General features: G+C 73.5%; 20 protein-coding genes. 11 read left to right on the plus strand and 9 right to left on the minus strand.

Translation table 11 applies throughout. The features are described from left to right. Window positions 1–36: 36 nt before the first annotated feature. Complete coding sequence (locus EOE48_RS26185) at window positions 37–3,015, minus strand: response regulator (protein ID WP_127733825.1); 2,979 nt, start codon at window positions 3,013–3,015, stop codon at window positions 37–39. 72 nt (window positions 3,016–3,087) lie between these two features. After that, window positions 3,088–3,942, minus strand: a complete 855-nt coding sequence (locus EOE48_RS26190) for an IclR family transcriptional regulator (protein WP_127733826.1) — start codon at window positions 3,940–3,942, stop codon at window positions 3,088–3,090. Window positions 3,943–4,034: 92 nt separating this feature from the next. On the opposite strand from EOE48_RS26190, the gene EOE48_RS26195 reads away from it, so the two are divergent. The 9 genes from EOE48_RS26195 to EOE48_RS26235 all read left to right on the plus strand — a co-directional run bounded on the left by EOE48_RS26195 (window position 4,035) and on the right by EOE48_RS26235 (window position 14,050). Beyond that, entirely contained in the window at window positions 4,035–5,180 is a 1,146-nt protein-coding gene (locus EOE48_RS26195) for an ABC transporter substrate-binding protein (RefSeq protein WP_127733827.1), read from the plus strand. 15 nt (window positions 5,181–5,195) lie between these two features. Continuing rightward, window positions 5,196–6,071: a branched-chain amino acid ABC transporter permease gene (locus EOE48_RS26200; protein ID WP_127733828.1), complete on the plus strand. Its 876-nt coding sequence runs from the start codon at window positions 5,196–5,198 to the stop codon at window positions 6,069–6,071. A 5-nt stretch (window positions 6,072–6,076) separates the two neighbouring features. Beyond that, a complete protein-coding gene (locus EOE48_RS26205) occupies window positions 6,077–7,048 on the plus strand; it encodes a branched-chain amino acid ABC transporter permease (RefSeq protein ID WP_127733829.1) in 972 nt (323 codons plus the stop codon). Next, window positions 7,045–7,803 carry an ABC transporter ATP-binding protein gene (locus tag EOE48_RS26210; RefSeq protein ID WP_246154907.1) on the plus strand — a complete coding sequence of 253 codons (759 nt, stop codon included), beginning with the start codon at window positions 7,045–7,047 and terminating at the stop codon, window positions 7,801–7,803. Before EOE48_RS26205 ends, EOE48_RS26210 begins: the two co-directional genes overlap by 4 nt. Beyond that, window positions 7,790–8,497, plus strand: coding sequence for an ABC transporter ATP-binding protein (locus tag EOE48_RS26215; protein WP_127733830.1), 708 nt, complete (start codon window positions 7,790–7,792; stop codon window positions 8,495–8,497). Before EOE48_RS26210 ends, EOE48_RS26215 begins: the two co-directional genes overlap by 14 nt. Before the next feature lie 34 nt (window positions 8,498–8,531). Beyond that, window positions 8,532–9,848 (plus strand): aspartate aminotransferase family protein, encoded by a 1,317-nt coding sequence (locus tag EOE48_RS26220; RefSeq protein WP_127733831.1) that lies wholly within the window; start codon window positions 8,532–8,534, stop codon window positions 9,846–9,848. Window positions 9,849–9,865: 17 nt separating this feature from the next. Next, complete coding sequence (locus EOE48_RS26225) at window positions 9,866–11,524, plus strand: hydantoinase B/oxoprolinase family protein (protein WP_127733832.1); 1,659 nt, start codon at window positions 9,866–9,868, stop codon at window positions 11,522–11,524. 1 nt (window position 11,525) lies between these two features. Further along, window positions 11,526–13,592: a hydantoinase/oxoprolinase family protein gene (locus EOE48_RS26230; protein WP_127733833.1), complete on the plus strand. Its 2,067-nt coding sequence runs from the start codon at window positions 11,526–11,528 to the stop codon at window positions 13,590–13,592. Window positions 13,593–13,717: 125 nt separating this feature from the next. Next, complete coding sequence (locus EOE48_RS26235) at window positions 13,718–14,050, plus strand: hypothetical protein (protein WP_127733834.1); 333 nt, start codon at window positions 13,718–13,720, stop codon at window positions 14,048–14,050. A 555-nt stretch (window positions 14,051–14,605) separates the two neighbouring features. On the opposite strand, the gene EOE48_RS26240 is transcribed toward EOE48_RS26235, so the two are convergent. After that, the gene (locus EOE48_RS26240; RefSeq protein WP_127733835.1) at window positions 14,606–14,926 is read right to left on the minus strand and encodes a hypothetical protein; all 321 of its coding nucleotides are present in this window, start codon (window positions 14,924–14,926) and stop codon (window positions 14,606–14,608) included. A gap of 235 nt (window positions 14,927–15,161) precedes the next feature. Between EOE48_RS26240 and EOE48_RS26245 the strand changes: the two genes are divergently transcribed. Continuing rightward, window positions 15,162–15,530, plus strand: coding sequence for a (2Fe-2S) ferredoxin domain-containing protein (locus EOE48_RS26245; protein ID WP_246154910.1), 369 nt, complete (start codon window positions 15,162–15,164; stop codon window positions 15,528–15,530). Beyond that, window positions 15,527–16,576 (plus strand): lysylphosphatidylglycerol synthase domain-containing protein, encoded by a 1,050-nt coding sequence (locus EOE48_RS26250; RefSeq protein ID WP_127733836.1) that lies wholly within the window; start codon window positions 15,527–15,529, stop codon window positions 16,574–16,576. Before EOE48_RS26245 ends, EOE48_RS26250 begins: the two co-directional genes overlap by 4 nt. On the opposite strand, the gene EOE48_RS26255 is transcribed toward EOE48_RS26250, so the two are convergent. From EOE48_RS26255 to EOE48_RS26280, 6 genes are all read right to left on the minus strand, one after another. Next, on the minus strand, window positions 16,520–17,152 hold the full coding sequence (locus tag EOE48_RS26255) for a biliverdin-producing heme oxygenase (RefSeq protein ID WP_127733837.1): 633 nt from the start codon (window positions 17,150–17,152) through the stop codon (window positions 16,520–16,522). The genes EOE48_RS26250 and EOE48_RS26255 overlap by 57 nt on opposite strands. Further along, window positions 17,149–19,743 (minus strand): histidine kinase dimerization/phosphoacceptor domain -containing protein, encoded by a 2,595-nt coding sequence (locus EOE48_RS26260; RefSeq protein WP_127733838.1) that lies wholly within the window; start codon window positions 19,741–19,743, stop codon window positions 17,149–17,151. The genes EOE48_RS26255 and EOE48_RS26260 overlap by 4 nt, the downstream gene beginning before the upstream one ends. 108 nt (window positions 19,744–19,851) lie before the next feature. After that, on the minus strand, window positions 19,852–21,258 hold the full coding sequence (locus EOE48_RS26265; protein ID WP_127733839.1) for a dihydrolipoyl dehydrogenase: 1,407 nt from the start codon (window positions 21,256–21,258) through the stop codon (window positions 19,852–19,854). 45 nt (window positions 21,259–21,303) lie between these two features. Next, on the minus strand, window positions 21,304–22,107 hold the full coding sequence (locus EOE48_RS26270) for an SDR family NAD(P)-dependent oxidoreductase (RefSeq protein WP_127733840.1): 804 nt from the start codon (window positions 22,105–22,107) through the stop codon (window positions 21,304–21,306). A gap of 163 nt (window positions 22,108–22,270) precedes the next feature. Beyond that, the gene (gene gmk / locus EOE48_RS26275; protein ID WP_246154916.1) at window positions 22,271–22,951 is read right to left on the minus strand and encodes a guanylate kinase; all 681 of its coding nucleotides are present in this window, start codon (window positions 22,949–22,951) and stop codon (window positions 22,271–22,273) included. Between the two features lie 312 nt (window positions 22,952–23,263). Next, on the minus strand, window positions 23,264–23,712 hold a 449-nt coding region (locus EOE48_RS26280), incomplete at its 5' end, for an endoribonuclease YicC domain-containing protein (RefSeq protein ID WP_127733841.1).

A 23,712-nucleotide genomic window follows, 5' to 3' on the forward strand; every position in this document is an offset into this window, starting at 1 on the left:
CCCGCCCGGCTCGTCGCCGCGGCGGGCCTCGCGCGTTCAGCCCTCCGCGCCCTCTCCCCCTCGAGCCGGCTCGACGAGGCCGCGCAGGGTGGCGGCGAGGTCGGCGAAGCTGAGCTGGCCCTTCTGCAGGATGCGGTCGGCCTGCCCGGCGAGCCGGCGGCGGTCGTCGGCGGTGATGTCCTTGGCGGTCAGCACCACCACCGGGATGTCGCGCCATTCCGGCCGGGCGCGCAGGCCGCGCAGGAAGCCGAACCCGTCCAGTTCCGGCATCATCAGGTCGAGCAGGATCAGGCCCGGACGGCGGGCGGCGACCGCCTCCAGCCCGGCCCGGCCGTGCTCGGCCGAGGCCACCCGCCAGCCCTCGCGGGTCAGCAGCGTCGTCATGCGCTCGCGGGCGTCGGCGTCGTCGTCGACGACGAGGACCGGCCCCTCGATGAGCGTCGGCTTGAACCGCTCCATCACCTCGCGCAGTTGCCCCCACTCGACGGGCTTGTGCAGGTAGTCGGTGGCGCCGAGGGAGAAGGCGAGGTTCTGCTCGTCCAGCACCGTCACCATCACCACCGGCGTCGCGCCGAGGTCGGGGTCGGCCCGCAGGGCCCGCAGCACCGACCAGCCGTCCATGCGCGGCATGGTCACGTCGAGCAGGATCGCCCGCGGGCGCAGCCGGCGGGCCCGGTCGAGGCCGTCCCGGCCGTCCTCGGCGGTCACGACCTGGAAGCCGTCGCGGCGCAGGAAGCGGGCGAGCAGGTCGCGGGTGGCCGGGTCGTCGTCGACGACGAGGATCTGCGCGCCCTGCGGCCCCGGCCCGCCGGAGACGGGCTCGGGCAAGGCGCCCTCCAAGCCGGCCTCCTCGGCGGGTGCGGCCGGGCGCTCCTCGTAGCGCGCCGGCAGGGTCAGGGTGAAGGTGGTCCCGTGGCCCTCGCGGCTCTCGACCGCGATCTCGCCGCCGAGCATGTGCGCGAAGGCGCGGGTGATGGCGAGCCCGAGCCCGGTGCCGCCGAACCGGCGCGTGGTCGAGGCGTCGGCCTGGGTGAAGCGCTGGAAGAGCCGCGCCTGCTGTTCGGCGCTCATGCCGATGCCGGTATCGGCGACCCGGAAGGTGAGCCAGTCGGTGCCGTCGCGGGGCGCCCGCTGCGCCGACAGGGTGATGCGCCCGCCCTCGGTGAACTTCGCGGCGTTGCTCAGGAGGTTGATGAGGCACTGGCGCAGCTTGGTGACGTCGGTGTGGGCCCGGCCGAGATCGGCGCCGGCCTCGACCGTCAGGGCGTTGCCCTTCTTCTCGACCAGCGCCTCGACGGTGGCGGCGACCTCCCGCACGGTGTCGGCGACCGCGATCTCCTCGGCGTAGATCTCCATCCGCTCGGCCTCGATCTTCGACAGGTCGAGCACGTCGTTGATGAGCCCGAGCAGGTGGCGGGCATTCGCCTCGATCTTGCGCATGTCGGCGAGCAGGCCCTCCTCGCCGAGATCCTCGATCTCCTCCTGCAGCATCTCGGAATAGCCGATCACGGCCGAGAGCGGCGTGCGCAGCTCGTGGCTCATGTTGGCGAGGAACTGGCTCTTGGCGCGGTTGGCCTCCTCGGCCGCCTGCTTGGCGGTCTCGAGCGCCAGCTCGGCCTCCTTGCGCGCCGTGATGTCGGCATGCGCCCCGACCCATTCGCGCACCCGTCCGTCCGGCTCCAGGATCGGCACGGCGCGCACCTCCATGTGGCGCCACGTCCCGTCGTGGCGGCGCAGGCGGTGCTCGATCTCGTACAGCGTCCGGCCCTCGACCGCCCGCGCCCAGGCCTCGGCCGTCGCGGCCCGGTCGTCGGGATGCACCGCGTCGAGGAAGCCGCGCCCGGCGGCCTGCTCCGGCGTCTGCCCGGTGAAGCGGGTCCATTCCGAGGTGACCTGGGTGAACTCGCCCTCGGGCGTCGTCGTCCAGACGATCGCGGCGGTCGCCTCGGTGAGCGAGCGGAACCGCTCCTCGCTCGTGGCGAGGCGCAGCTCCGACAGCCGCCGCAGCGTCGTGTCGGCCATCACCACCCCGACCCCGTCGGCGCGGGCGCCGGCCTGCCGCAGCAGCGGGAAGAAGCTCATCTGCAGGTGGCGCACCCCGCCGGGCGCGCTCTCGGTCGGCACCCCGACCTCGACGTTGGGCGTGACGAGGCCCTGGTCGCGCGCCGCCGCCAGCACCGGCTCCAGGGTCTCGCGCAAAGCGGGCCGCATCGCCCAGACCGGCGTGCCGAGCGCGACCCCGAGGCCGCGCTCGCTCATGCTCTGCATCGCGCGGTTCATGTGGCGCAGGGCGAGGTCGCGGTCGAGGAAGCCGAGGCCGACGGGCGCGTTCTCCAGCACGCCGTCGAGGAGCGCGGCCATGCGCCGGCTCTCGCGCCGGCGCAGCACGGCGAGGCGGGCGAGCAGGAACAGGGCCGCGCCGGCCGCCGCGAGGGTGAGCAGCGACAGGGCGAGCGAGCGGTCCCGCTCGCTGCGCTCCAGGGCGGCGAGGTCGCCCTGCGCCCGCTCCTGGGTATCGCGGATCAGCGCCCGGACCGCGTCCATCGTGCGCTTGCCCTCGCCGGTGAGAACGAGGGCGGTCGCGGCGGGCAGGCCCCCGGCGTCGCGGGCGGCGACGACCCGCCCGGCATAATCCTGCTCGGCCCGCAGCAGCGCCTCGCGGCGCTCGCGGTCGGCGCTGCCCGGATCGACGGCGTCGAGCGCCCGCAACTCGTCCCCGACCCGGCCGACCGCCTCCCGGTACGGTTGCAGGAACTCCGGGACGCCGGTCAGCGCGTAGCCGCGCATGCCGGTCTCGAGGTCGATCATCGTGAGGAGCAGCCGCTCGCTCGCGGCGACGACGGCGTTCTGCCGGATCGTCTCGGCCCGGTTGCGCGAGGCCGCGACGTAGTTCCAGACGCCGCTCGCCAGCGCCACGACGATGAGCAGGCCGGCGACCACCGAGCCGGTGAGGCGCCGCCGCAGCGGCGGGCCGGGTCCGTCGGTGCGCGACGGCGATGCGATGCTGATGCTCATGGTCCCGGTCACCTCTCCGGGCGCAGCCTTCGCATGTCCCGCCGACGGGACATAGCCGCCCGCGGCGAAGCGTCAGCCCCGCCGCGCGATCCGCGAGCCGTGCGACAGCGCCCGGCCGAGCGTCGCCGCCGCCCGCTCCAGGCCGGCGAGGCGCGCCGGCAGGTCGTCGTTGAACACCCGCTGGACCGGCCCGGTCAGCCCGACGCTGTAGAGGACCGGGCCGTCGTCGAGCCGGACCGGGACGCCGAGCGCGCCGAGCCCCTCGTCGATCTCCGAGATGCAGGTGCCGTAGCCCTTGGCCCGGACCTCGTCGTAGTCGCGCAGCACCGCGTCGCGGGCGGTCCGGGTCTGGCTCGTCAGGGCCGGCAGGTCGCGCTCCAGCGCCTTCCCGATCAGCGCCGGCTCCTGGAAGGCGAGGATCGCCTTGGCGGTCGCGGCGGCGTGCGGCGGCATCTCCAGCCCGGGCTGGACGTAGCTGCGCCACTGCACCTCGGGCGAGACGCTGAACACCACCCGCACCGCGGGCCCCATCAGGCGGGTGAGGTAGCAGGTCTCGCCCCGCTCCGCCGTCAGCGCCTCCAGCGCCGGGCGCGCGAGCGCGACGATCCAGCCGTCCTCCGCCGAGGCGTGCAGCAGCCGCACCAGCCGGGTGCCGAGGCTGTAGGTGCGGTGGCGCCCGCCGCCCTGGACGAGACCGGCCCGCAGCAGCCCGGCGAGCAGCCGGTGGGCGGTGGTCTTCGGCAGGTCGAGGAGCGTGCAGACGTCGCTCATCGTGATCGCGTCCGGGAACGCCGCGACGAGTTCGAGCACCGCCATGTAGCGGTCGAGCGGGCCGGCACCCGCGGCCTCCTCGGCGCTGTCCGCGGTCGGTGCCGCCGATTCGGGCAGGCTGCCCGCCGATGCACGATTGACAATCTTCCGAGGCATCGTACCCTCAAACCGAATTACGGAACTAATTCCCGTTTATCGGAACTGATAGCCCGAACCGGCGGGCTTGTGAAGCGGCAGGAGGGGATCGGATGGTGGTTCGGACACGCAGGACGATGCTCGCCGCCGCAGCCGCGGTCCTCCTCGCCGGGGGCGCCGCCCGGGCGGCGGAGGAGCCGATCACGGTCGGCGCCACCGTGCCGACCACCGGACCGCTGTCGCTCACCGGCAAGCTCTACTTCAACACGCTCACGATGGCGGCCGAGGACATCAACAAGGCCGGCGGCATCAAGGGCCGGCCGGTCAGGCTCGCGATCGAGGATGCCGGCGCGTCGAACAGCACCGCGGTCTCGGCCTTCGTGAAGCTGGTGCAGGAGACCAAGCCCCCCTTCGCCTTCCTGACCAGCTACTCGACCCAGAACCTCGCCGTCGCCCCCGAGGTCGCCAAGGCGGCGATCCCGGTGATGTATGCCGGCGGCGCCGACGCGGTGGCCGAGAACGGCAATTCCTGGATGTTCCGGATCCGGCCGACCGACAGCCTCGCGGCCCGGGCGATGGTCCGGTTCATGACCACGCAGCTCAAGGCGACGAAGCCCGGCATCCTCTACATCCAGAACGATTTCGGCCAGGGCGGCGCCGGCGTCGCGGCCAGGCGGCTCGAAGAGGCCGGCATCAAGGTCGTGGCCAGCGAGGCCTACGGCCAGAACGACAAGGACTTCTCCGCCCAGCTCCTGCGCCTGCGCTCGGCCGGGGCCGACGTGGTGCTGGTGTTCTGCTACCCGGCCGACGGCGCGCTGCTGCTGCGGCAGGCCAAGGCGCTCGGCCTCAAGATGCCGGTCGTCGCCTCCTCGGCGGCCTTCGTGCCGGCGGCGATGCAACTCCTGTCGCCGGCCGACCTCGACAACGTCTGGGGCGTGGTCGACGCCTTCGTCGATCCCGGCGCCGGCGGGCGCATGAAGGACTTCGCCGATCGCTACAAGGCGAAGTTCGGCACCGACGCCGACGCCTACGGTCTCGCCTATTACGACGGCGCGATGCTGATGGCCGAGGGGATGCGCCAGGTCGGCACCGAGCCGAAGGCCCTGCGCGACTGGCTCGCCGGGGTGAAGGGCTGGGAGGGCATCGGCCACGCCTACACCTTCGACGGGAAGGGCAACGGCGTCGGCGACGTCGCGGTGGTCAAGGCGAAGCCCGGCACCAAGGCCCTCGAGGCGGTCACCAGCGTCAAGCTCGACTGACCGCGCCCCGCAGCGATGGCCGACCTGATCCAACTCCTGACGAACGGGCTCGCGCTCGGCAGCGTCTACGCGCTCGCCGCGATCGGCTTCGTGATCGTCTACTCCGCCACCGGGGTCGTGAACTTCGCCGCCGGCCAGTTCGTGATGCTCGGCACCTTCGCGGGGGTGGCGACGCTGGTGAATGCCGGCTGGCCGCTGCCGGTCGGCTATGCCGGGGCGCTCGCCCTGATGGCTTTGTTCGGCCTGCTGTTCTACGCCGTGGTCTACCTGCCGCTGTCGAAGAGCCCGGTCGTCACGATCATCATCGGCACGGTGGCGATCGGCATCACGCTCCAGAACGCGGCGCTGCTCACCTTCGGCTCGTGGCCGTTCCGCCTCGTCTCGCCGGTCGAGGGGATGATGCTGGAGGTCGCCGGCGCGGTGATCCCGCTCCACGCCGTCGCGGTGGTGGTCGCGACCGCTCTGCTGATCGGACTGCTGTGGCTGCTCCTCAATCGCACCGCGCTCGGCATCGCCATGCGGGCGGTGGCGCAGGATGCCCGCACGGCGCGCCTCATGGGCCTGCGGGTCAACGCGCTGCTCGCCTTCACCTGGGTGCTCGCCGCCCTGCTCGCCGGCATCGCCGGGCTGATGCTCGGCCCGATGTGGTTCGCCGACGTCAACATGGGCGATCCCATCGCCCTCAAGGCCTTCGCGGCGACGATCATCGGCGGCTTCGGCAGCCTGCCCGGCGCCATCGCCGGCGGCCTGTTCGTCGGCCTCGCCGAGGTGCTCGGCGCCTCCTACGTCTCGTCGGCCTACAAGGACCTGATCGCTTTCGGGGCGATGATCCTGTTCCTGCTCGTGCGCCCGCAGGGGGTGTTCGGCGAGCGCATCCAGGACCGGGGCTGACCGCCATGCGCTCCGTCCTCGTCCTCGCCGCCCTTCTGCTCGCCGGCCTCGCCCTGTCCTTCGTGGTGTCCGAGTACACGCTGCGGCTGCTCAACATGGCGGTCATCGCGGCGGTCGCGGTGGTCGGGCTCAACTTCGCCTTCGGCTATGCCGGGCTGATCTCGCTCGGGCATTCCGCGTTCGTCGGGCTCGGCGCCTACGGGCTCGCGATCCTGACCACGAAGGCCGGCTGGTCGCCCTGGCTCGCGGCGATCCCCGCGGTCGCCGGAACCGGCCTCGCGGCGGCCGCCCTCGGCTACCCGCTCCTGCGGCTCAAGGGGCACTACCTCGCCCTGGCGACGCTCGGGCTCAACGTCAGCTTCGGCATCGTCGCGGCGAACTGGATCGAACTCACCGGCGGCACCAACGGCATCGCGCAGATCCCGGGCCTGACGCTGGCCGGCCACAGGATCGAGGGCGAGCGGACCTTCCTGTGGTTCGGGCTCGCGGTGCTGGCGGTGCTCGGCCTCGCGGCGCTGGCGATCCACGCCTCGCGCCTCGGCCGGGCGATGATGGCGGTGCGCGACGACGAGACCGCCGCGGCGATGACCGGGATCGACGTGACCGGCGTCAGCGTCGCCGCCTTCGTGCTGTCGGCGCTCTACGCCGCGGTCGCCGGCTGCCTGTTCGCGGTCCATGTCCACTTCGTCTCGCCCGACGACTTCAACGTCGCCCACGCGATCACCTTCCTGTCGATGCTGATCGTCGGCGGCGAGGGCTCGGTCGCCGGCGCGATCGTCGGGGCGGCGCTCCTCACCTTCCTGCCCGAGTGGCTGCGGGTCCTCGGCGAGGGCTACCTCGCCTTCTTCGGCCTGATGATGCTGGCGATCCTGGTCTTCCTGCCGACCGGCATCGTCGGCCTCGCGCGGCGCTGGCGCCGCCCCGTCCGGCCGGCCGCCTCGGCGCCCGGGGGAGCGCGGCCGGGAGTGCAGCCATGAACGCGGCGATGAGTGCCGAGACCGTCCTCGCCGCGACCGGCATCACCAAGCGGTTCGGCGGCCTCGTCGCTCTGGCCGAGGTCGACCTGAGCGTCGGGGACGGCGAGTTCGTCGCCCTGATCGGCCCCAACGGCGCCGGCAAGTCGACGCTGCTCAACGTCCTCACCGGCCTGTCGGCCCCGACGAGCGGGCACATCGTCCTCGACGGGCGCGACGTCACCCGGCTGCCGACCCACCGGCGCATCCGCGCCGGCCTCGGCCGGACCTTCCAGCACGGCCGGCTGTTTCCGCGCCTCAGCGTGGTCGAGAACATCATGGTCGGGGCCGCCAACCGGACCGGGCGGAGCGAATCCGCCCTGCGCCGGCACGCCTTGGCGCAGCTCGGCCGGATGGGATTGGAGCACATGGCCGACCAGCCGATCTCGGCCCTGTCCTACGGCAACCGCCGGATGGTGGAGCTGACCCGGGTGCTGGCCGGCGAGCCGCGGGTGCTGCTCCTCGACGAGCCGGCGGCGGGGCTCAACCTCGGCGAGGTCGAGGACCTGATGGCGCGCCTGCGGGCGATCCGGGCCGAGGATCGCGTCGCCGTGGTCCTGATCGAGCACAACATGGGCATGGTGATGCGGCTCGCCGAGCGGGTCGTGGTGCTGAACTTCGGTCGCCGGATCGCCGAGGGCACGCCGGCCGAGGTCCAGGCCGATCCGGCGGTGCTCGCCGCCTATCTCGGCGAGGGGGCCGCCCATGCTGGCCATTGAGGACCTGACGGTCGCCTACGGCGACAGCGTCGCGCTGCACGGAATCGGTCTGGAGGTGCGCGGGGGCGAGACCGTGGCGCTGATCGGCGCCAACGGCGCCGGCAAGACGACGCTGCTCCAGACGATCTCGGGGCTGAACGCGATCCGCGGCGGCGACATCCGCTTCGCCGGCGCCTCGCTCCGGCGCGTCTCCTGCGAGAAGCGGGTGCGCCTCGGCATCGCCCACGCGCCGGAGGGGCGCAAGATCTTCCCCGGCCTCACCGTCGAGGAGAACCTCGTCGTCGCCACCGCCCCGTGGCGCCGGCCCGGCGGTGCCTTCGCCGACGAGCTCGCCTTCGCGTTCGACCTGTTTCCCCGCCTCAAGGAGCGGCGGCGCCAGCTCGGCTGGTCGCTGTCGGGCGGCGAGCAGCAGATGCTCGCCATCGGCCGCGCCCTGATGGCGCGCCCGAAGCTGCTGCTGCTCGACGAGCCGTCGCTGGGCCTCGCGCCGCGGCTCGCCGAGGAGGTCTACGAGCGCGTCGGCCGCATCCGGGCGAGCGGGCTGACGATCCTCGTGGTCGAGCAGAACACCGTGCTGGCGCTGGCGGTCGCCGACCGCGGCTACGTGTTGGAGACCGGCCGCGTCGTCCTCGCGGGCCCGGCCGCCGAACTCAGGAGCAACCCGCGGGTGCGCGAGGCCTATCTCGGCCGCTGATCCGCCCCGCCGGACCCCGACCAGGAGCGACGTCATGACCTATCCCGATCCGGCATCGCGCTCCAAGGCGATGCACGAGCGCGCCCGCGCCAGCCTGCCGGGCGGCAACACCCGCACCACCGTGTTCATGAAGCCCTACCAGCTCTACGCCGAGCGCGGCGAGGGCTGCCGGGTGATCGACCTCGACGGCACCGCCCGCATCGACTGCATCAACAACTTCACCTCGCTGATCCATGGCCACGCCCATCCGGCCCTGGTCGAGGCCGCCTGCGCCCAGATCCGCCTCGGCAGCGCGCCGGGCCTGCCGACCGCCTCGGAGGTCGAGCTCGCCGAATTGCTGTGCGGCCGCGTCGCCTCGGTCGAGCGGGTCCGGTTCAGCAATTCCGGCACCGAGGCGGTGATGAACGCCCTCAAGGCGGCGCGCGCCTTCACCGGGCGGCCGAAGATCGCCAAGTGCGAGGGCGCCTATCACGGCTCCTACGACTACGCCGAGGTCAGCCTGGAGACGCCGGCCGCGAGCTGGACCCAGGCGCCGCCGGCCTCGGTCGCCTACGCCCGCGGCACGCCGCAGGCGGTGCTCGACGACGTCGTGACGATCCCGTTCAACGACATCGACGGCGCGGTCGGACTCATCCGCGCCCACGGGACCGACCTCGCCTGCGTGCTGGTCGACCCGATGCCGAACCGCGCCGGCCTCGTCCCGGCCGACCGGGCCTACATCCAGGCCCTGCGCGAGGTGACGCGCGAGGTCGGCGCCCTGCTGATCTTCGACGAGGTGATCTCGTTCCGCCTCGGCCATGCCGGGGCGCAGCCGATCTGGGACGTCGCGGCGGACCTGACGGCGTTCGGCAAGATCATGGGCGGCGGCTTCCCCGTCGGCGCCACCGGCGGGCGGGCCGACGTGATGGCGGTGTTCGACCCGAGCGAGGGCAAGCCGGCGCTCCCGGCCGGCGGCACCTTCTCGGCCAACCCGGTGACGATGCGCGCCGGCCTCGCCGCGATGGACCTCCTCGACGAGGCCGCCTTCGCGCGCCTCGACGCGATGGGCGAGCGCGTCCGGGCCGGGATCGACGACGCCTTCCGCCGGGCCGGCGTGCCGGGCGGGGCGACCGGGCTCGGCTCGCTGATGAAGATCCACTTCACCGACCGCCCGGTGCGCGACTACCGCTCGGCTCATCACGGCCCGGCCGAGGCGGCGCGGCAGGCGGCGTTCTTCCGCGCCCTCCTCGACGAGGGGGTGATGATGGCGAGCTACGGCCTGATGGCGCTCTCGACCCCGATGACCGACGACGACCTCGCGGACATCCTCGCCGCGGTCTCGGCCGCCCTCAGCCGTTCGGCCTCGGCCTGAGCGTCCGGAGCACCGCCATGCCGCGCCCCGTCGATCCCATCACCCGCTCGGTCGTCGAGCATCGTCTCTCCTCCATCGTCACCGAGATGGGCGAGGCGATGCTGCGGACCTCGTACTCGCAGATCCTCAATTCGAGCCGCGACTTCTCGATCGGCATCACCGACGTCGAGGGCCGCCTCGTCGCCCAGGCCGACCACATCCCGGTCCATGTCGGCGCCCTGCCCTGGGCCACCCGCGCCGTTGAGGAGCGGTTCCGCGACGTGGTGCCGGGCGACGTCTTCCTGATGAACGACCCCTATCACGGCGGCTCGCACCTGCCGGACCTCACCGCCTTCGTGCCGGTCTTCGACGGCGAGGCGCGCCTGTTCTGGACCATCGTGCGGGCGCACCAGAGCGACATCGGCGGCTCGACCTACGGCGCCTACAACCCGGATGCCCGCGACATCTGGACCGAGGGCCTGCGGGTGCCGCCGGTCCGCCTCGCCGAGGCCGGGCGCCTGCGCGAGGACCTGATCGACCTCCTGGCGCTCAACACCCGCAACGGCCGCGACTTCCGCGGCGACCTCGCGGCGATGGTCGGCGCCGCCACCCTGGGCGAGCGCCGGATGAGGAAGCTGTTCGCCGAGTTCGGCGGGCTGGTGGTGGTGCAGGCGGTGGACGGCCTGTTCGACGCCGCCGAGCAGCGCGCCCGCGCGATCGTGTCGACCTGGGCCGACGGCGTCTACGAGGGCGAGGCGTTCCTCGACGACGACGGCCACGGCCGCGAGGACATCCGCATCCACGCCCGGGTGACCGTGGCCGGCAGCGACGTCGAGGTCGACCTCTCGGCCTCCGACCCGCAGAGCACGAGCTTCGTCAATTCCTCGCACGCCAACATGCAGTCGGCCTGCGCGATGGCCTTCGCCTACCTGCTCGACCCGGACGTGCCGAAGAACGCCGGCGCGTTCCGCCCGCTCACCGTCAAGGCGCGGGAAGGCACGATCGTGTGGTCGGAGCCGGGCCGGCCGGTGACGATGTGCACCAGCCACCCCTCCGACGAGATCGTCGAGGCGATCGTCAAGGCGCTGTCGCAGGCCTGCCCCGAGCGGGCGATGGCGGGCTGGGGCCGGCGCTTCCGCATCGCGATCCAGGGCGAGGACCCGCGCACCGGGCGCGGCTTCATCTGGCACATGTTCCACGCCCGCCCGGGCGGCGGCGCCTCGTCGGGCGGCGACGGCTGGTCCTCGGCCGGCGAGTGGCACACGGTCGGCGGCCTCAAGTTCGGCAGCGTCGAATTCGCCGAGGTGCGCTTCCCCCTGCATTTCCGCCGCCACGAGTTCCTGCCCGATTCCGGCGGCGACGGACAATTCCGCGGCGGCCTCGGCGCCGCCCTCGACCTCGTGGTCGAGACCGCGGCGCCGGCGCTCGCCAACACCGCGGGCGACGGCATCCGCTACGGCGCCCCGGGCATGCAGGGCGGGCGCGACGCCGCTCCGCACGCCTACCGGCTGCTGTCGGAGGGCTGCGCGCCGCGGGTGCTGAAGACCAAGGAGACGGGCATCCCGGTGCGGCCCGGCGACGTGTTCGAGGTCCGCTCCGGCGGCGGCGGCGGCTGGGGGCCGCCGGAGGCCCGCGACCCGGCCGCCCGCGAGCGGGACCGGGCCGAGGGGCTGGTGAGCGGCAGGGGAGAGGGCTGAGGTGACGCAGTTCAGGATCGGAATCGACGTCGGCGGCACCTTCACGGACCTCGTGGCGATCGACCGCGACGGCGCGACGGTGTTCGCCAAGTCGCCGTCCACCCCCGCCGACCCGTCGCTCGGCGTGCTCGCGGGGCTGGAGGAGCTGGCCGGCCGGCTCGGCCTCGGCCTGCGCGCCCTGCTCGCCGGCACCGAGCGGATCGTCCACGGGACAACGGTCGCGACCAACGCGCTCCTGGAGCGCAAGGGCGCCCGGGTCGCGCTCCTCACCACCGAGGGCCACCGCGACGTGCTGGAGATGCGCGAGGGCCTGAAGGACGACCGCTACGACCTGCGCTCGCCCCCGCCCGCGCCGCTGGTCCCGCGTGCGCTGCGCATCGGCGTGCGCGAGCGCCTGCGCGCCGACGGCTCGGTGGCGATTCCTCTCGACGACGCCTCCCTGGACGCGGCGGTGGCGCGGGTGCGCGAGTCCGGCGCGACCTCGGTCGCGGTGTGCTACCTGCACGCCTACCGCAACCCGGCCCACGAGATCGCCACGGTCGAGCGGCTGGCGCGCGACCTGCCCGAGGTTTCCGTCTCGCGCTCCAGCGACGTGCTGCCCCAGATCAAGGAGTACGAGCGCGTCTCGACGACGGTGGTGAACGCCTATGTCGGGCCCGCGGTGCAGCGCTACCTCGCACGTTTGGAGCACCGCCTGCGCGAGGGCGGGCTGTCCGGCTCGCTGTTCATCATCCTGTCCCACGGCGGCATGGCGCCGGTCGAGGAGGCGGGCCGGCTCGCCGCCGCGACCGTGCTGTCGGGCCCGGCCGGCGGCGTCGCCGGGGCGCGGCTTTGCGCGGCGATGCTCGGCATCCCCGACCTGATCCCGTTCGACGTCGGCGGCACCTCGACCGACATCTCGCTGATCGTCGACGGGCAGGCGGCGCTGTCGGGCGCCCGCGGGCTCGCCGGCGAGCGGATCGCCCTGCGCTCCCTCGACATCGCCTCGGTGGCGGCCGGCGGCGGCTCGCTGGCGAGCTTCGCCGACGGCCGCTTCCAGGTCGGGCCGGAGAGCGCCGGCGCCGTGCCGGGGCCGGCCTGCTACGGCGGTGGCGGCACGCGGCCGGCGGTGACCGACGCCAACCTGCTGCTCGGCTACCTCGACCCCGCCACCTTCCTGGGCGGCCGCAAGCGGCTCGACCAGGCGGCGGCCGAGGCCGCGGTCGACGCGCTGGCGCCCCGGCTCGGCCTGTCGCGCGACGAGACCGCGCTCGGCATCCACCGGCTCATCAACCTGAGGATGGCCGACGGCATCCGGCTGATGACCCTGCGCCGGGGCGTCGATCCCCGCCGCTTCGCGCTCCTGTCCTTCGGCGGCGCGGCGGGCCTGCACGCGGTCGCGGTCGCCCGCGAACTGGAGATTCCCCGCGTCGTCGTGCCGACCGTCGCCTCGGTCCTGTCGGCCTGGGGGATGCTGGCGAGCGACCTGCGCTACGAGGTGAGCCGCACCCATGTCGGCGAGAGCGCGGCGGTGGACGACGAGGGCTTGCGGGCGATCTTTTCCGATCTGGAAGCCCGGGCGGGCGCGCGCCTGCGCGAATGGACCGACGCTCCGCCGCGCATCGAGCGCTCGGCCGAGATGCGCTACGGCGAGCAGGTGTTCGAGATCGACGTGCCCCTCGACGACCTCGCCTGGGACGCCCCCGATCTCGTCGCCCGGGTCCACGAGCGCTTCCACGCCCGGCACGAGGAGCTGTTCACCTACGCCTCCCGCGACCAGGAGGTGGTGTTCGTCAACGCCCGGGTCGCGGCGGTGGGAGCGGTGCCGGCGGCCTCGCTGCGGCCCGCCGAGATCCCGGCCGCGGCGCCGTCGCCGGGCGAGCGGCGGATCTTCCTCGACGGCTGGCGCACCGTGCCGGTCCACCGGGTCGAGGCGCTGGTGCCCGGCACGACCGTCGCCGGCCCGGCCCTGTTCGAGGCCGAGACCACCACGGTCCTGGCCGGCGAGGGCGACGTCGTCACGGTCAACCGCTACGGCTGGCTCGACATCGCGCTCCGGCCGGGGGAGGGGGCTCGAGGCGAGACGTGACCGAGGCGATCCGCTCGGCACCCGCTTCCACGGGTGGCCCGCAGCCCTCGTGCCGACGCACACGCTGAACTGATCACGAGGAGACCGTATCACGAGCCCGCTGCCGGCAGGCGCCACCGGCGGCGATGAATTTCGCCGGATTTCCGGAACGGATCAGGTCAACGGCCGTCATCTGGTCAGAAGCGGGCGCCCGCGGGCGCCCCGTCCTCCGTTCCGGGGCCTGTTCGACCATGCTGTTCCACGAAGTGACCGACGCCCTCGGCGTCGGCGGGCTGTTTCGCGACGTCGGAAGGCCCCTCGACCGCTATCTCGCCGAGACCGAGCGCGATCTCGGCTGGCCTGTCGAACCGGGACCGGAAGCGTCCTCCGGATCCGCCCCCCAGGCGGCGCCCACGCGGCGCGGCTCCGTGCGCTGCGCCCCGGAGACGGTGTCGGCGCTGGTTCGGCCGGCGTCCTGAGCAGCTTTCGCAAGAGCGGCGGCTCCCGCGAGACGGGCCCGCCAGCGCAGATCGACCGCGGATGACGCGCGGACGGCGTGCCCCCGAGGGGCACGCCGCACGCTGTCGGACGACTTCCGGTTGATCGCTTGGCGATCCCAGCGGGATCGTGGCGATTGCCGTGCCATCGCTTCGCGATGCGAAGAGCGGCTTCGCTCATGCGCGGCGCGGGCGGGTGTACGGTTTTCGGAACGAATCCCGAAAGCCGTATCAGTTGCTCACCGGCTTTGCCGTCCCTTGCGGATGAAACCGGGCGGTGGTCCGCCTGCAGCCGTTGCAACCGTGGAAGGCGGCTTCATCGTGGCGCGGCTCCCCTCTCCCGAGTGGGAGAGGGGCCGGGGGTGAGGGTGGCCCGGGTTCCGAGATGAACGCCCAGCGTCGAGCTGCGCAGCTCAACCGTTGTGGCCTGATCCGGCACCGTCTCCACCCTCACCCCTACCCCTCTCCCACCCGGGAGAGGGGATCCCGCGCTTAAAATTTCGACTGCAAAACCAGTCGTTTGCAGCGAGTTTCTATTTAGAAGTGCCCGTGATGGTGACGGTGGCCGCCGTGGCGCCCCCCCCAGCCGTAGTGGCGCCGGTGGCCGTGCCCCCAGCCGTGGTGATGGTGATGGCGGTGCCCCCAGCCGTGATGGTGGTGACGGCGGTGGTGGCCCCAGCCGTGGTGATGGCCCCAATGCTGCACCGTCTCGACGGCATGCGGGGCGGCGAACCCGTCGGCGGAGCCGGCGGGCAGCGCCTGGGCGCCCTGTCCGGCCAGCAACGATCCGCCGAAAGCCAGGGTTCCGGCCACGATCAGGGCCCGGCCGGCCGACAACAGGCGTTGAACGTGCGACATCATCGTCTCCCGAATTGATGAAGACTTGCCGGACTGCGTCGAAGACGCGGCCTTTTGGCAGGCCCTCAAGTGATCGCAACTTGCGTCAGGCAGCCTGAACGTTGTCTGACTGTCCGTGGACGACGGGCCGTGGAGAGCATCCGGCCGCCGGGACCGCGCAATGTCGCGTTGCACCCCGTCGGGCGGCCGGTTAACCACGGGCGTCGCCGGGGGCGGCGCGCGGGAGCGACACGAGTTGACCGGAACCAGCCCGAAGGACGACGGGGCGAACACCCGCGACGGGGCGAACACCCGCGACGGGGCGAAGCTCGCCGCGGCGCCGTGGACCGAGATCGTGATGGTGTGCGCCAAGTGCGCCAAGCGGCAGGGCGTCGGCGCCAAGGCGGTGCGGCGCGGGCTCAAGCAGGGGGCCAAGCGGCTGCGCGGCGGCGGCCGGCTGCGGGTGGTCGAGGTCGGCTGCCTCGGCCTGTGCCCGAAGCGCAGCCTCACTCTCGCGTCGGGTGCCTCCCTGCGCGACGGCCGCCTGCTGGTGTTCGATCCCGCCGCCGAGCCGGCGGCGATGCTGGCGGCGCTCCTGCCGGGCCGCGTGGCCGACGCCCCGTGACCGCGCCCGCTCCGCGCCGGATCGGACGGGCGATCCTGCGGCGCATCCCCCTGGTCGGCGCCCTGGCGGGGATCGGGCTCGCCGTCTGGCTCGTCGCCAGCAACGACGTCGGCGCGGTGGCCGACGCCTTCGGGCGGGTCGGCCTCGCGGGTATCGGCGCGGTGGTCCTGGTGCGGCTCGCGATCCTGGTGCTGTGCGGCCTCGCCTGGGCCCGGGTGCTGGCCGGGCTCACCGGCGTGACCATCGGGCCGTTCCTGCTGCTGCGCTTCGTGCGCGAGGGCATCAACGTGCTGCTGCCGGTGGCCTCGGTCGGCGGCGAGGTGCTGGGGGCGCGCCTGCTCACCTTCTGGGGCGTCGGCGGCGCCCTGTCGGCGGCCGGCATTCTGGTCGACATGTTCTTCCAGGTCGTCACCGAGGCGGTCTTCGCCGCCACCGGGGTGCTGCTGCTGGCGCAGCTCGACAACGCCCAGGCGGCAGTGCTGGCGCAGTGGTGCGCCAAGGGCCTCGCGCTGAGCGCGGTGGTGCTGGCGGCGTTCTTCGCCGTGCAGCGCTTCGGCGGCGCCGGCTTCGTCGAGGCGCGCATCGCCGCGCTCGTCCGCCGTTTCGCCGCCGAGGATCCGGCGACCGCGCCGGACGGGACCCGCGGCGGCGTGCAGGCGGCCCTCGACGCCGCCTGGGACCGCCGCCGCTGGCGCCCGCTGGCGGACGGGTTCCTGCTCCACCTCGCGGCGTGGTTCCTCGGCGCCGCCGAGATCTGGATCGCCCTGCGCTGCCTCGGCTTCGAGAGCGTCGGCTTCGCCGAGGCGGTGGTGCTCGAATCGCTCAGTCAGGCGATCAAGTCGGCGGCCTTCCCGGTGCCGAGCGGCCTCGGGGTGCAGGAGGGCGGCTTCGTCCTGCTCGGCAGCCTGTTCGGCATCGACGCCCACGCCGCCCTGGCGCTGTCGCTGGTCAAGCGCGTCCCCGACGTGGTGCTCGGCCTGCCGGCGCTGCTACTCTGGCAGGCGATCGAGGCCCGCCGCGGGCTCGTGGCGCGGCAGCAGGGCTGACGCCGCCGGATCCCCGCACAGCCACGCGCCGAGATCGGCGAAGGTCCGGTTGGCGCCCTCGACGATCGCGGCGGCGCAGTCCGGATCGGCCGTCGCGGCCTCGTCGAGGCGGCGGCGGAAGCCGGCCCACATCGCCCCGACCTCCCGGCCGTAGCTGCGGTGGTAGCGGCTGCCGGCCTCGCCGAGGCCGAGATGGCGCTCGACGTGGCGGGCGATGAGCTGGCCGCCGAGGGTCGAGCCCTCGGTGACGTAGAGCGCGCCGAGCGCCTCCGGGCGGGTCGCCGGCAGGCGCAGCCGGCGCGGCCGGGGCAGGGCCGCGACGGCGGCGGGGGAGAGGCCGTGGAACCCGAGATCCTGCGCGAGGAGCCCGAGCTTGCGCCGCGGCGCGTGCAGGGCGTCGTCGGCGAGCGCCGCCGCCACCGCCGGCTCGAACACCGCGTGGAAGCCGTAGAAGCGCTCGAGCAGGGTGCGGTAGCCGGCCCGCGTGGCGACGCGGCGCTCCCAGTCGAGGTCGCGCTCGATCGCCTCGTGCGCCGCCCTCGTCTCCGCCCGCAGGCGCGCCAGGATGGCGCTCACGCGGTGACCGTGAAGCAGGCGCCGGGTCTATTCTCGACCTCGATCCGAGCGTTGATCTGGTCGAGCATGGCGCGGATCAGCTTCATGCCGAGGCCGGTGCCCTGCGCCCGGTCGGCGGCCCAGTCGCCATGGATGCCCTTGCCCTGGTCGCAGACCGACAGCCTGACACCGCCGGCCGCGTCGCCCGCCACGCTGATCGCGACCCGGCCGCCGGCCTCGCCGTAGGCGTACTTGAAGGCGTTGGTCACGAGTTCGGTGGCGATGAGCGAGAGCGCCACAGCCTTGCGGTAGGGCACCATCAGGCCGCGCTCGGCGTCGAGGTCGAGTTCGTGCCCGCTGCCGGCCATCCCGGCGAGGTCGGTGCACAGCGTCTCGATGGTCTGGCCGAGATCGACCTCCTCGACGCTCTCGGCCTGGTACAGGCTGTCGTGCACCCGGGCGACGCTCATCACCCGGGCGGCGGTCTCGGCGAAGGCCTGGCGCGCCTCGGGGTCGCTCACCTGCCGCTTCTGCATCTGCAGGAAGGCCGAGACGATCTGGAGCGAGTTCTTGACCCGGTGGTCGATCTCCCGGGTGAGCAGGTCCTTCTGGGCGAGCAGGCGCTCCTTGTCGGCGAGCAGCCCGGTCAGCTCGCCGATCTTGCGGCGCTGGCGCAGGACCACGCCTTCGACCGCCTGGGCCAGGGCCTCGGCGATGCCGACCTGCCAGTCGGCGAACGGGTCGGACGAGCCGCGCCGCTCCTCGACCCAGCGCTCGAACGAGCGCCGCGGCAGCACGGCGGCGAGACCGCCGGCGCCGGCGAGAACCGGCTTGCGCGGGTCGCCGCCCCAGGTGACCGTGCTCGGCACCTCGGGCCGGAACCACAGCAGCAGGTGGTCGCGGCTCGGATCGACGAAGGCGGCGAGCACGCCGCTGGCGATGTCGCGATGGACCGCGCTCGGCCGATGCGCGAGGGTGAACTCGCTCGACACGTAGCTCGACCGCTCGGGCGGCAGGGTGGCGCGCAGCCACGCGGCGATCGCCAGGATCGCCTCCGGCGGCGGCGTGCGGCCGAGCACGCTCACCGCCCCGTCCGCCACCGTCGCGGCGCCGGTGGCGTCGAACAGGGCGAGCAGCGTCGTGTCGCCGCCGGTCAGCGCGCCGACGATGTCGTCGGAGCGGGCGAGTTCGCGCACCAGCCGGCTCTCGATGGCGAGGTGCTCCTGCTGCTGGCGCCACAGGCGGCGGCTCTCCAGCTCCTGCACCCGCATCGCGAAGGCGTCGGTCAGCACGGTCACGGCCGCCCGGGTCCCCGGCGCGACGTAGTGCGGCTTGCGGTGGTGGCCGATCATCAGGCCCCACAGCCGGCCCTCGACCAGGATCGAGATCGACATCGAGCCGTTGACGCCGAGGTTGCGCTGGTATTCGAGGTGGACCGGCGACAGGCTGCGCGCCTGGGCGAAGGTGAGGTCGACGGGGTCGTTCGAGGTTCCGGGGGCCGCGACCAGCGGCACCGGCACGGAATCGCGGTCGACCACGAACCGGCTCTTGGCGCGGGTGTAGAGCGCGCGGGCCTGGGCCGGGATGTCGGAGGCCGGGAAGTGCAGGCCGAGCAGCGAGCGGTCCCAGCCCGGGTCCTTGTCCTCGGCGATCGCGGCGCCGTTCCAGTCGGGATCGAAGCGGTAGACCAGCACCCGGTCGAAGCCGGTGAGGCGGCGGATCTCGCCGGCGGCGGCCCGCGCCGTGGTGTCGAGGTCGTCGGCGGCGCGCAGGCGTGCGACGGCGATCTCGGTGTCGAGCTGGCTCGCCGAGCGGAAATCCTCCGGGTGGTCGGAGGCGAGTTCGAGCTCGACGACGATCTGGTCGCCGCTGCGGTGGGCCACCGCCACGTAGGGGCGGCCCTGCGCGTCGGGCAGGCGCAGATGCGCACGCAACTGCCGTCCGGAATCGAGCGTCCCGGCCGCGACCGCCCGGCGGATCTCGCCCATGAACGAGGCCGGCAGCACGCCGTCGAGCGGCCGGCCGAGGGGGCTCTCAGGGACGATCTCGCCGACATTGGCGCTGCACACGGTGACGGCGAGGTCGTCGATCCCGCCCGCCACCAGGACCGCGTGCGGCTGGATCGAACCCGGAACGTGGATCGGCTCGCGCTCGCACAGGCTCGGATCGACCGGCTCGGCCCGGGCCCGCTGCCCGACCGCCTCCAGGATCGCGCTGCGGCGCGGCTCGACCACCGGGGTCTCGATCGGCTCGGACACGATCCAGTAGCGGTCGGCGATGCCCGAGCGGCACAGGGTGACCCGCATCCGCATCGGCTGCGGGTCGAACCCGTAGACGAAGGTGAAGGTCTCATCGAGGGCGCCGCGGCGCACCCCGTCGCGGAACCGGCCGTAGAAATGCGGCAGCCGGGTGCAGGGCGCCACGTCGCGGAAGAAGTCGCGGCCGATCACCCGCTCGGGCTTGCGGCCCGAGAACCGGCTCTCGGCCGCGTTGTAGACCAGGATCGTCCCCTCGGCGTCGACCTGGATCACGCCCTGGTCGAGGCCGTCGATCTGTTCGGGCGTCAGCGCATCGAGCCGACCGGCCAGCGCAGTCTGTGACGAATCGGACATCAAGCGCCGGCGGCTCGGACCATGGGGAGTTGGACACGCGGGAATTGCGTCTTTCTCCCATATCGGGTCGCATCGCGGAACGAAACAGCGTGCGTGAGACTGCCGCCCTCACCGCGAAGGGGATGCAGCCCTTCGCCGCGCCACCGCCTCGGCGATCTCCTTGAGCGCCGATTGCAGGCCCTCCTCGACGGTCGGGTGGTAGAACGGCCGGTCGAGCATCCGCCCGGCGGTCCAGCCCTCCTGGACCGCGATCGCCAGGAGATGGGACAGGTGCTCGGCCTCCGGCCCGACCATCGCGCCGCCGACGAGGCGGCCGTCGGCCGGATCGGCGTAGAGCCGGATCGCCCCGGCGTTGCGCCCCATCACCCGGGCCCGGCCCTGGTCGGCGAGGGAGACCGACCCGACGATCCGGTCCCGGTCCCCGTCGAATGCCTCGCCGACGACCGCGATCTCCGGGTCGGTGTAGACGAGGGAGAAGGCCGGCCAGGGCGGCGGCGCCTCGACCTGAGGGTAGCGCGCGGCGTTGCCGCCGGCGATGGTGCCCTGCCGGCTCGCCTCGTGCAGCACCGGCCGTTCGTGATTCACGTCGCCGGCGAGGAAGATCGGGCTTGCGCCGCATTGCAGGGTGCGCGGGTTGAAGTCCGGCAGGCCGTGCTCGTCGAGGTCGAGCCCGGTCCGGGCGAGGTCGAGCGGCTCCAGGTTCGGCGGCCGGCCGGCGGCGGCGAGGACCCGGGCGAAGGACCCGGAACCGGTGGTTCCGTCGCCGCCGCGCCAGTGCAGGCGGAGTCCGTCGCCGTCTGGCTCCGCCCCCGTCACCTCGGCACCGAGATGCAGGGCGAAGTCCCGGCCGATCAGGGACGCGGCCTCGGCGGCGATCTCCGGGTCGCTCAGGCCGGCGACCGCGGAGGAGGGGTCGAACAGCGTCACCCGCACGCCGAGCCGGCTCATCGCCTGGGCGAGTTCGAGGCCGACGGCGCCGGCGCCGAGCACCGCGAGGGAGTCGGGCAGGTCCGCGATCTCGAACACCGTGTCGGTGGTCAGCACCCGGTCGGCGACCGGCCGCAGCGGCGGCGGCACGCTCGGGCTCGACCCGGCCGCCACCACGACGGCGCGGGCGCTGATCCGGGTGTGGTCGTCGACGAGGAGCGTGGTCGCGTCTGCGAACCGCGCGGTGCCGGCGATGCGCTCCCGCGCTGGAATGGCCTCGACGCCCTCCAGCACCGCGGCGACGAAGCGGTCGCGCTCGCGGCGCACCCGGCGCATCACCGCCGCCCCGTCGACGCGGATGCCCGCGACCTCGACCCCGAACAGGCCGGCCTCGCCGGCCTCGTGGGCCGCGCGGGCGGCGGCGATGAGCAGCTTCGAGGGCATGCAGCCGACCCGGGCGCAGGTCGTGCCGCCCGGTCCGCGCTCGATCAGGACCGTGGAGGCTCCCGCCCGGTTCGCGGCGGCGCGCGCGGCGAGACCCGCGGTCCCGGCCCCGATCACCGCCACGTCGCAACTGATGTCCTGCATGGGTGGGTTTCCTGGGAAGGGGAGGGGATCAGCGCCGCGCTGCCCTCACACCGACATCGTGAACACCGCCCCGCCATCGACCCGGAGGTTCGCGCCGGTGATGAAGCTCGCCTGGGCCGAGCACAGGAACGCGATCGCGGCCGCGACCTCCTCGGGCTCGCCGCGGCGGTGGGCGACGATGCCCGGGCGCTTCTCGTCGAGGAAGCTCGTCAGCGCCTCGTCGAAGTCGGTGCCGCGCTCCTTGGCCCGCTTCTCCATCATCGCGTCGGTCATCGGCGTCGCGATGAAGGCCGGCGAGACCGCGTTCACCAGCACGCCGTCGGGGCCGTAGGCCTTGGACAGGCCCTTCGACAGGTTGATGAGGCCGGCCTTGGCGGCGCAGTAGGGCAGTTCCTCGACGTAGGGCTGGACCGCGTCCTCGGAGCCGATCAGCACGATCCGGCCCCAGCCCGCCGACCGCATCCCGGGCAGGAAGGCGCGGCAGACCCGCACCGCCGCCATCAGGTCGGCCTCGATCGCCTCCATCCACTGCGCGTCGGTGATGGTGAGGAAGTCGCCGGTCGGGCCGGTGATGCCGGCGGCGTTGACGAGGATGTGCGCCGGGCCGTAGGCGGCCTCGGTGCGGTCGCGCAGGGCCTCGACCGCGTCGAGGCGGGTGAGGTCGGCCGCGACGGCGGTGACCTCGCCGAGGCTGCGCAGCTCGGCCGCGGCCGCCTCCACCGCGTCGGCGTCGACGTCCGACAGGACGACCTTCGCGCCCTCCTGCAGCAGGAGGGAGGCGGTGCAGCGACCGATGCCGGAATCGCCGCCGGTGACGACGGCGACCCGTCCCTTGATGCCAAGATCCACGCCCGGACTCCGTTCTCGGGCCGGCCTCGCGCACGGCCCCGATTCTGTTCGGCGGGCCAACAGAATCGTGGGCACTTCGTTCCGCAGGGTCGCCGGCGGCCCGGCGCCTCGGGGGAAAACGTCGCAGGTGAGGTCCCTGGGGCAGGCGCCGGAGGCCGCTGGGTCAGCCGGAAGCAGAGGCCGAGAGCAGCCCGCCGACGAAGCCGTCGAGGCCGGTCTGGCGCTCGCGCCGCAGGTGCTCGGCGGTGAGGATCGCCTCCAGCGCCTTGAACGAGCGGTCGAGGTCGTCGTTGACCAGCACGTAGTCGTATTCCGACCAGCGCTCGATCTCGGTGCGGGCGTTGCGCAGGCGCTTCTCGATCGTCTCGGGCGAGTCCTCGGCCCGGCGCTCCAGCCGGCGGCGCAGTTCGGCCATGCTCGGCGGCAGGATGAAGATCGTCACCACGTCGTCGCGCAGCTTCGAGCGGACCTGCCGGGTGCCCTGGTAGTCGATGTCGAAGATCATGTCGCGGCCGGCGGCCAGCGCCTTCTCCACCGGCCGGCGCGGCGTGCCGTAGAAGTTGCCGTGGACCTCGGCCCATTCGAGCAGGTCGTCGCGCTGGCGCAGGTCCTCGAACGCCTCGCGCTCGATGAAACGGTAGTGCTGGCCGTCGATCTCGGAGGCGCGCCGGGCCCGGGTGGTGACCGAGACCGACAGGGCGAGCTGCCATTCCGGCCGCTGGGCGAGGGCGCGGGTCAGGGTCGTCTTGCCGGCCCCGGACGGCGAGGACAGGATCAGCACCAGGCCGCGGCGGGCGACCGGCGAGGTCAACAGGTCAGGTCCGGCACCGGTGGCCATCGGCATCCTCTCTCCGCCCGCCGGCCATCGCGCCGGCGCGCCGCCGCACGGCGCGGCACCCGCTCCACTACCCGCTCGGCGCCGGTCCGGCTACTCCAGGGCCATCGGGTGATCCCGATTGCCCTGGGTTTCCTACTTGGCCTCGTGCGCCGGCAGTCACGCGCGACACGTCGTGTCGCCGTGACTTTGGCTTTCGCTCCGCTCTGCGTCCGAGAAGACATTCGTCCTCCCGGACCCGCTGCGCGGGGCGCTCTTCGGGCGCAGAGCGCACCGCGCCCGCGGGATCGACAATCGGGTTTCACCCGAGTGCCCTGCCGGCTACTCGATGTTCTGCACCTGCTCGCGGTATTGCTCGACCACCGCCTTGAGGTCGAGACCGATGCGCGACAGCGACACGTCGCCGGCCTTGGCGCACAGGGTGTTGGCCTCGCGGCCGAATTCCTGGGCCAGGAAGTCGAGGCGCCGGCCGATCGCGCCGCCGGCGGCGAGCAGGTCGCGGGCGGCGTCGACGTGGGCGCGCAGCCGGTCGATCTCCTCGCGGATGTCCGCCTTGGCGGCGAGCAGCATCGCCTCCTGGTGCAGGCGGTCGAGGTCGAGCGCCCCGGCGCCGGCCTCCGTGAGGGCGGCGACCGCCGCCGCGAGACGGGCCCGCACCGCCTCGGGCCGGCGGGCCGGGCAGGCTTCGGCCGCGTCGACCAGGGCGGACATCGCCGCGAGTTGCCCCTCCACCACCGTCGCGAGGGCGGCGCCCTCGCCGGCGCGGGCGG

The organism is Methylobacterium oryzihabitans (genome assembly GCF_004004555.2).
Lineage (GTDB): Bacteria > Pseudomonadota > Alphaproteobacteria > Rhizobiales > Beijerinckiaceae > Methylobacterium > Methylobacterium oryzihabitans.

Bases quoted from the DNA above. Each gene is read 5' to 3' on its own strand.
- gmk (WP_246154916.1), bottom strand. From the start codon at position 22,951: ATGCCGATGGCCACCGGTGCCGGACCTGACCTGTTGACCTCGCCGGTC.
- EOE48_RS26185 (WP_127733825.1), bottom strand. From the start codon at position 3,015: ATGAGCATCAGCATCGCATCGCCGTCGCGCACCGACGGACCCGGCCCG.
- EOE48_RS26215 (WP_127733830.1), top strand. From the start codon at position 7,790: ATGCTGGCCATTGAGGACCTGACGGTCGCCTACGGCGACAGCGTCGCG.
- EOE48_RS26260 (WP_127733838.1), bottom strand. From the start codon at position 19,743: ATGTCCGATTCGTCACAGACTGCGCTGGCCGGTCGGCTCGATGCGCTG.
- EOE48_RS26225 (WP_127733832.1), top strand. From the start codon at position 9,866: ATGCCGCGCCCCGTCGATCCCATCACCCGCTCGGTCGTCGAGCATCGT.
- EOE48_RS26220 (WP_127733831.1), top strand. From the start codon at position 8,532: ATGACCTATCCCGATCCGGCATCGCGCTCCAAGGCGATGCACGAGCGC.
- EOE48_RS26240 (WP_127733835.1), bottom strand. From the start codon at position 14,926: ATGTCGCACGTTCAACGCCTGTTGTCGGCCGGCCGGGCCCTGATCGTG.
- EOE48_RS26210 (WP_246154907.1), top strand. From the start codon at position 7,045: ATGAACGCGGCGATGAGTGCCGAGACCGTCCTCGCCGCGACCGGCATC.
- EOE48_RS26195 (WP_127733827.1), top strand. From the start codon at position 4,035: ATGGTGGTTCGGACACGCAGGACGATGCTCGCCGCCGCAGCCGCGGTC.
- EOE48_RS26200 (WP_127733828.1), top strand. From the start codon at position 5,196: ATGGCCGACCTGATCCAACTCCTGACGAACGGGCTCGCGCTCGGCAGC.
- EOE48_RS26235 (WP_127733834.1), top strand. From the start codon at position 13,718: ATGAATTTCGCCGGATTTCCGGAACGGATCAGGTCAACGGCCGTCATC.
- EOE48_RS26190 (WP_127733826.1), bottom strand. From the start codon at position 3,942: ATGCCTCGGAAGATTGTCAATCGTGCATCGGCGGGCAGCCTGCCCGAA.
- EOE48_RS26205 (WP_127733829.1), top strand. From the start codon at position 6,077: ATGCGCTCCGTCCTCGTCCTCGCCGCCCTTCTGCTCGCCGGCCTCGCC.
- EOE48_RS26265 (WP_127733839.1), bottom strand. From the start codon at position 21,258: ATGCAGGACATCAGTTGCGACGTGGCGGTGATCGGGGCCGGGACCGCG.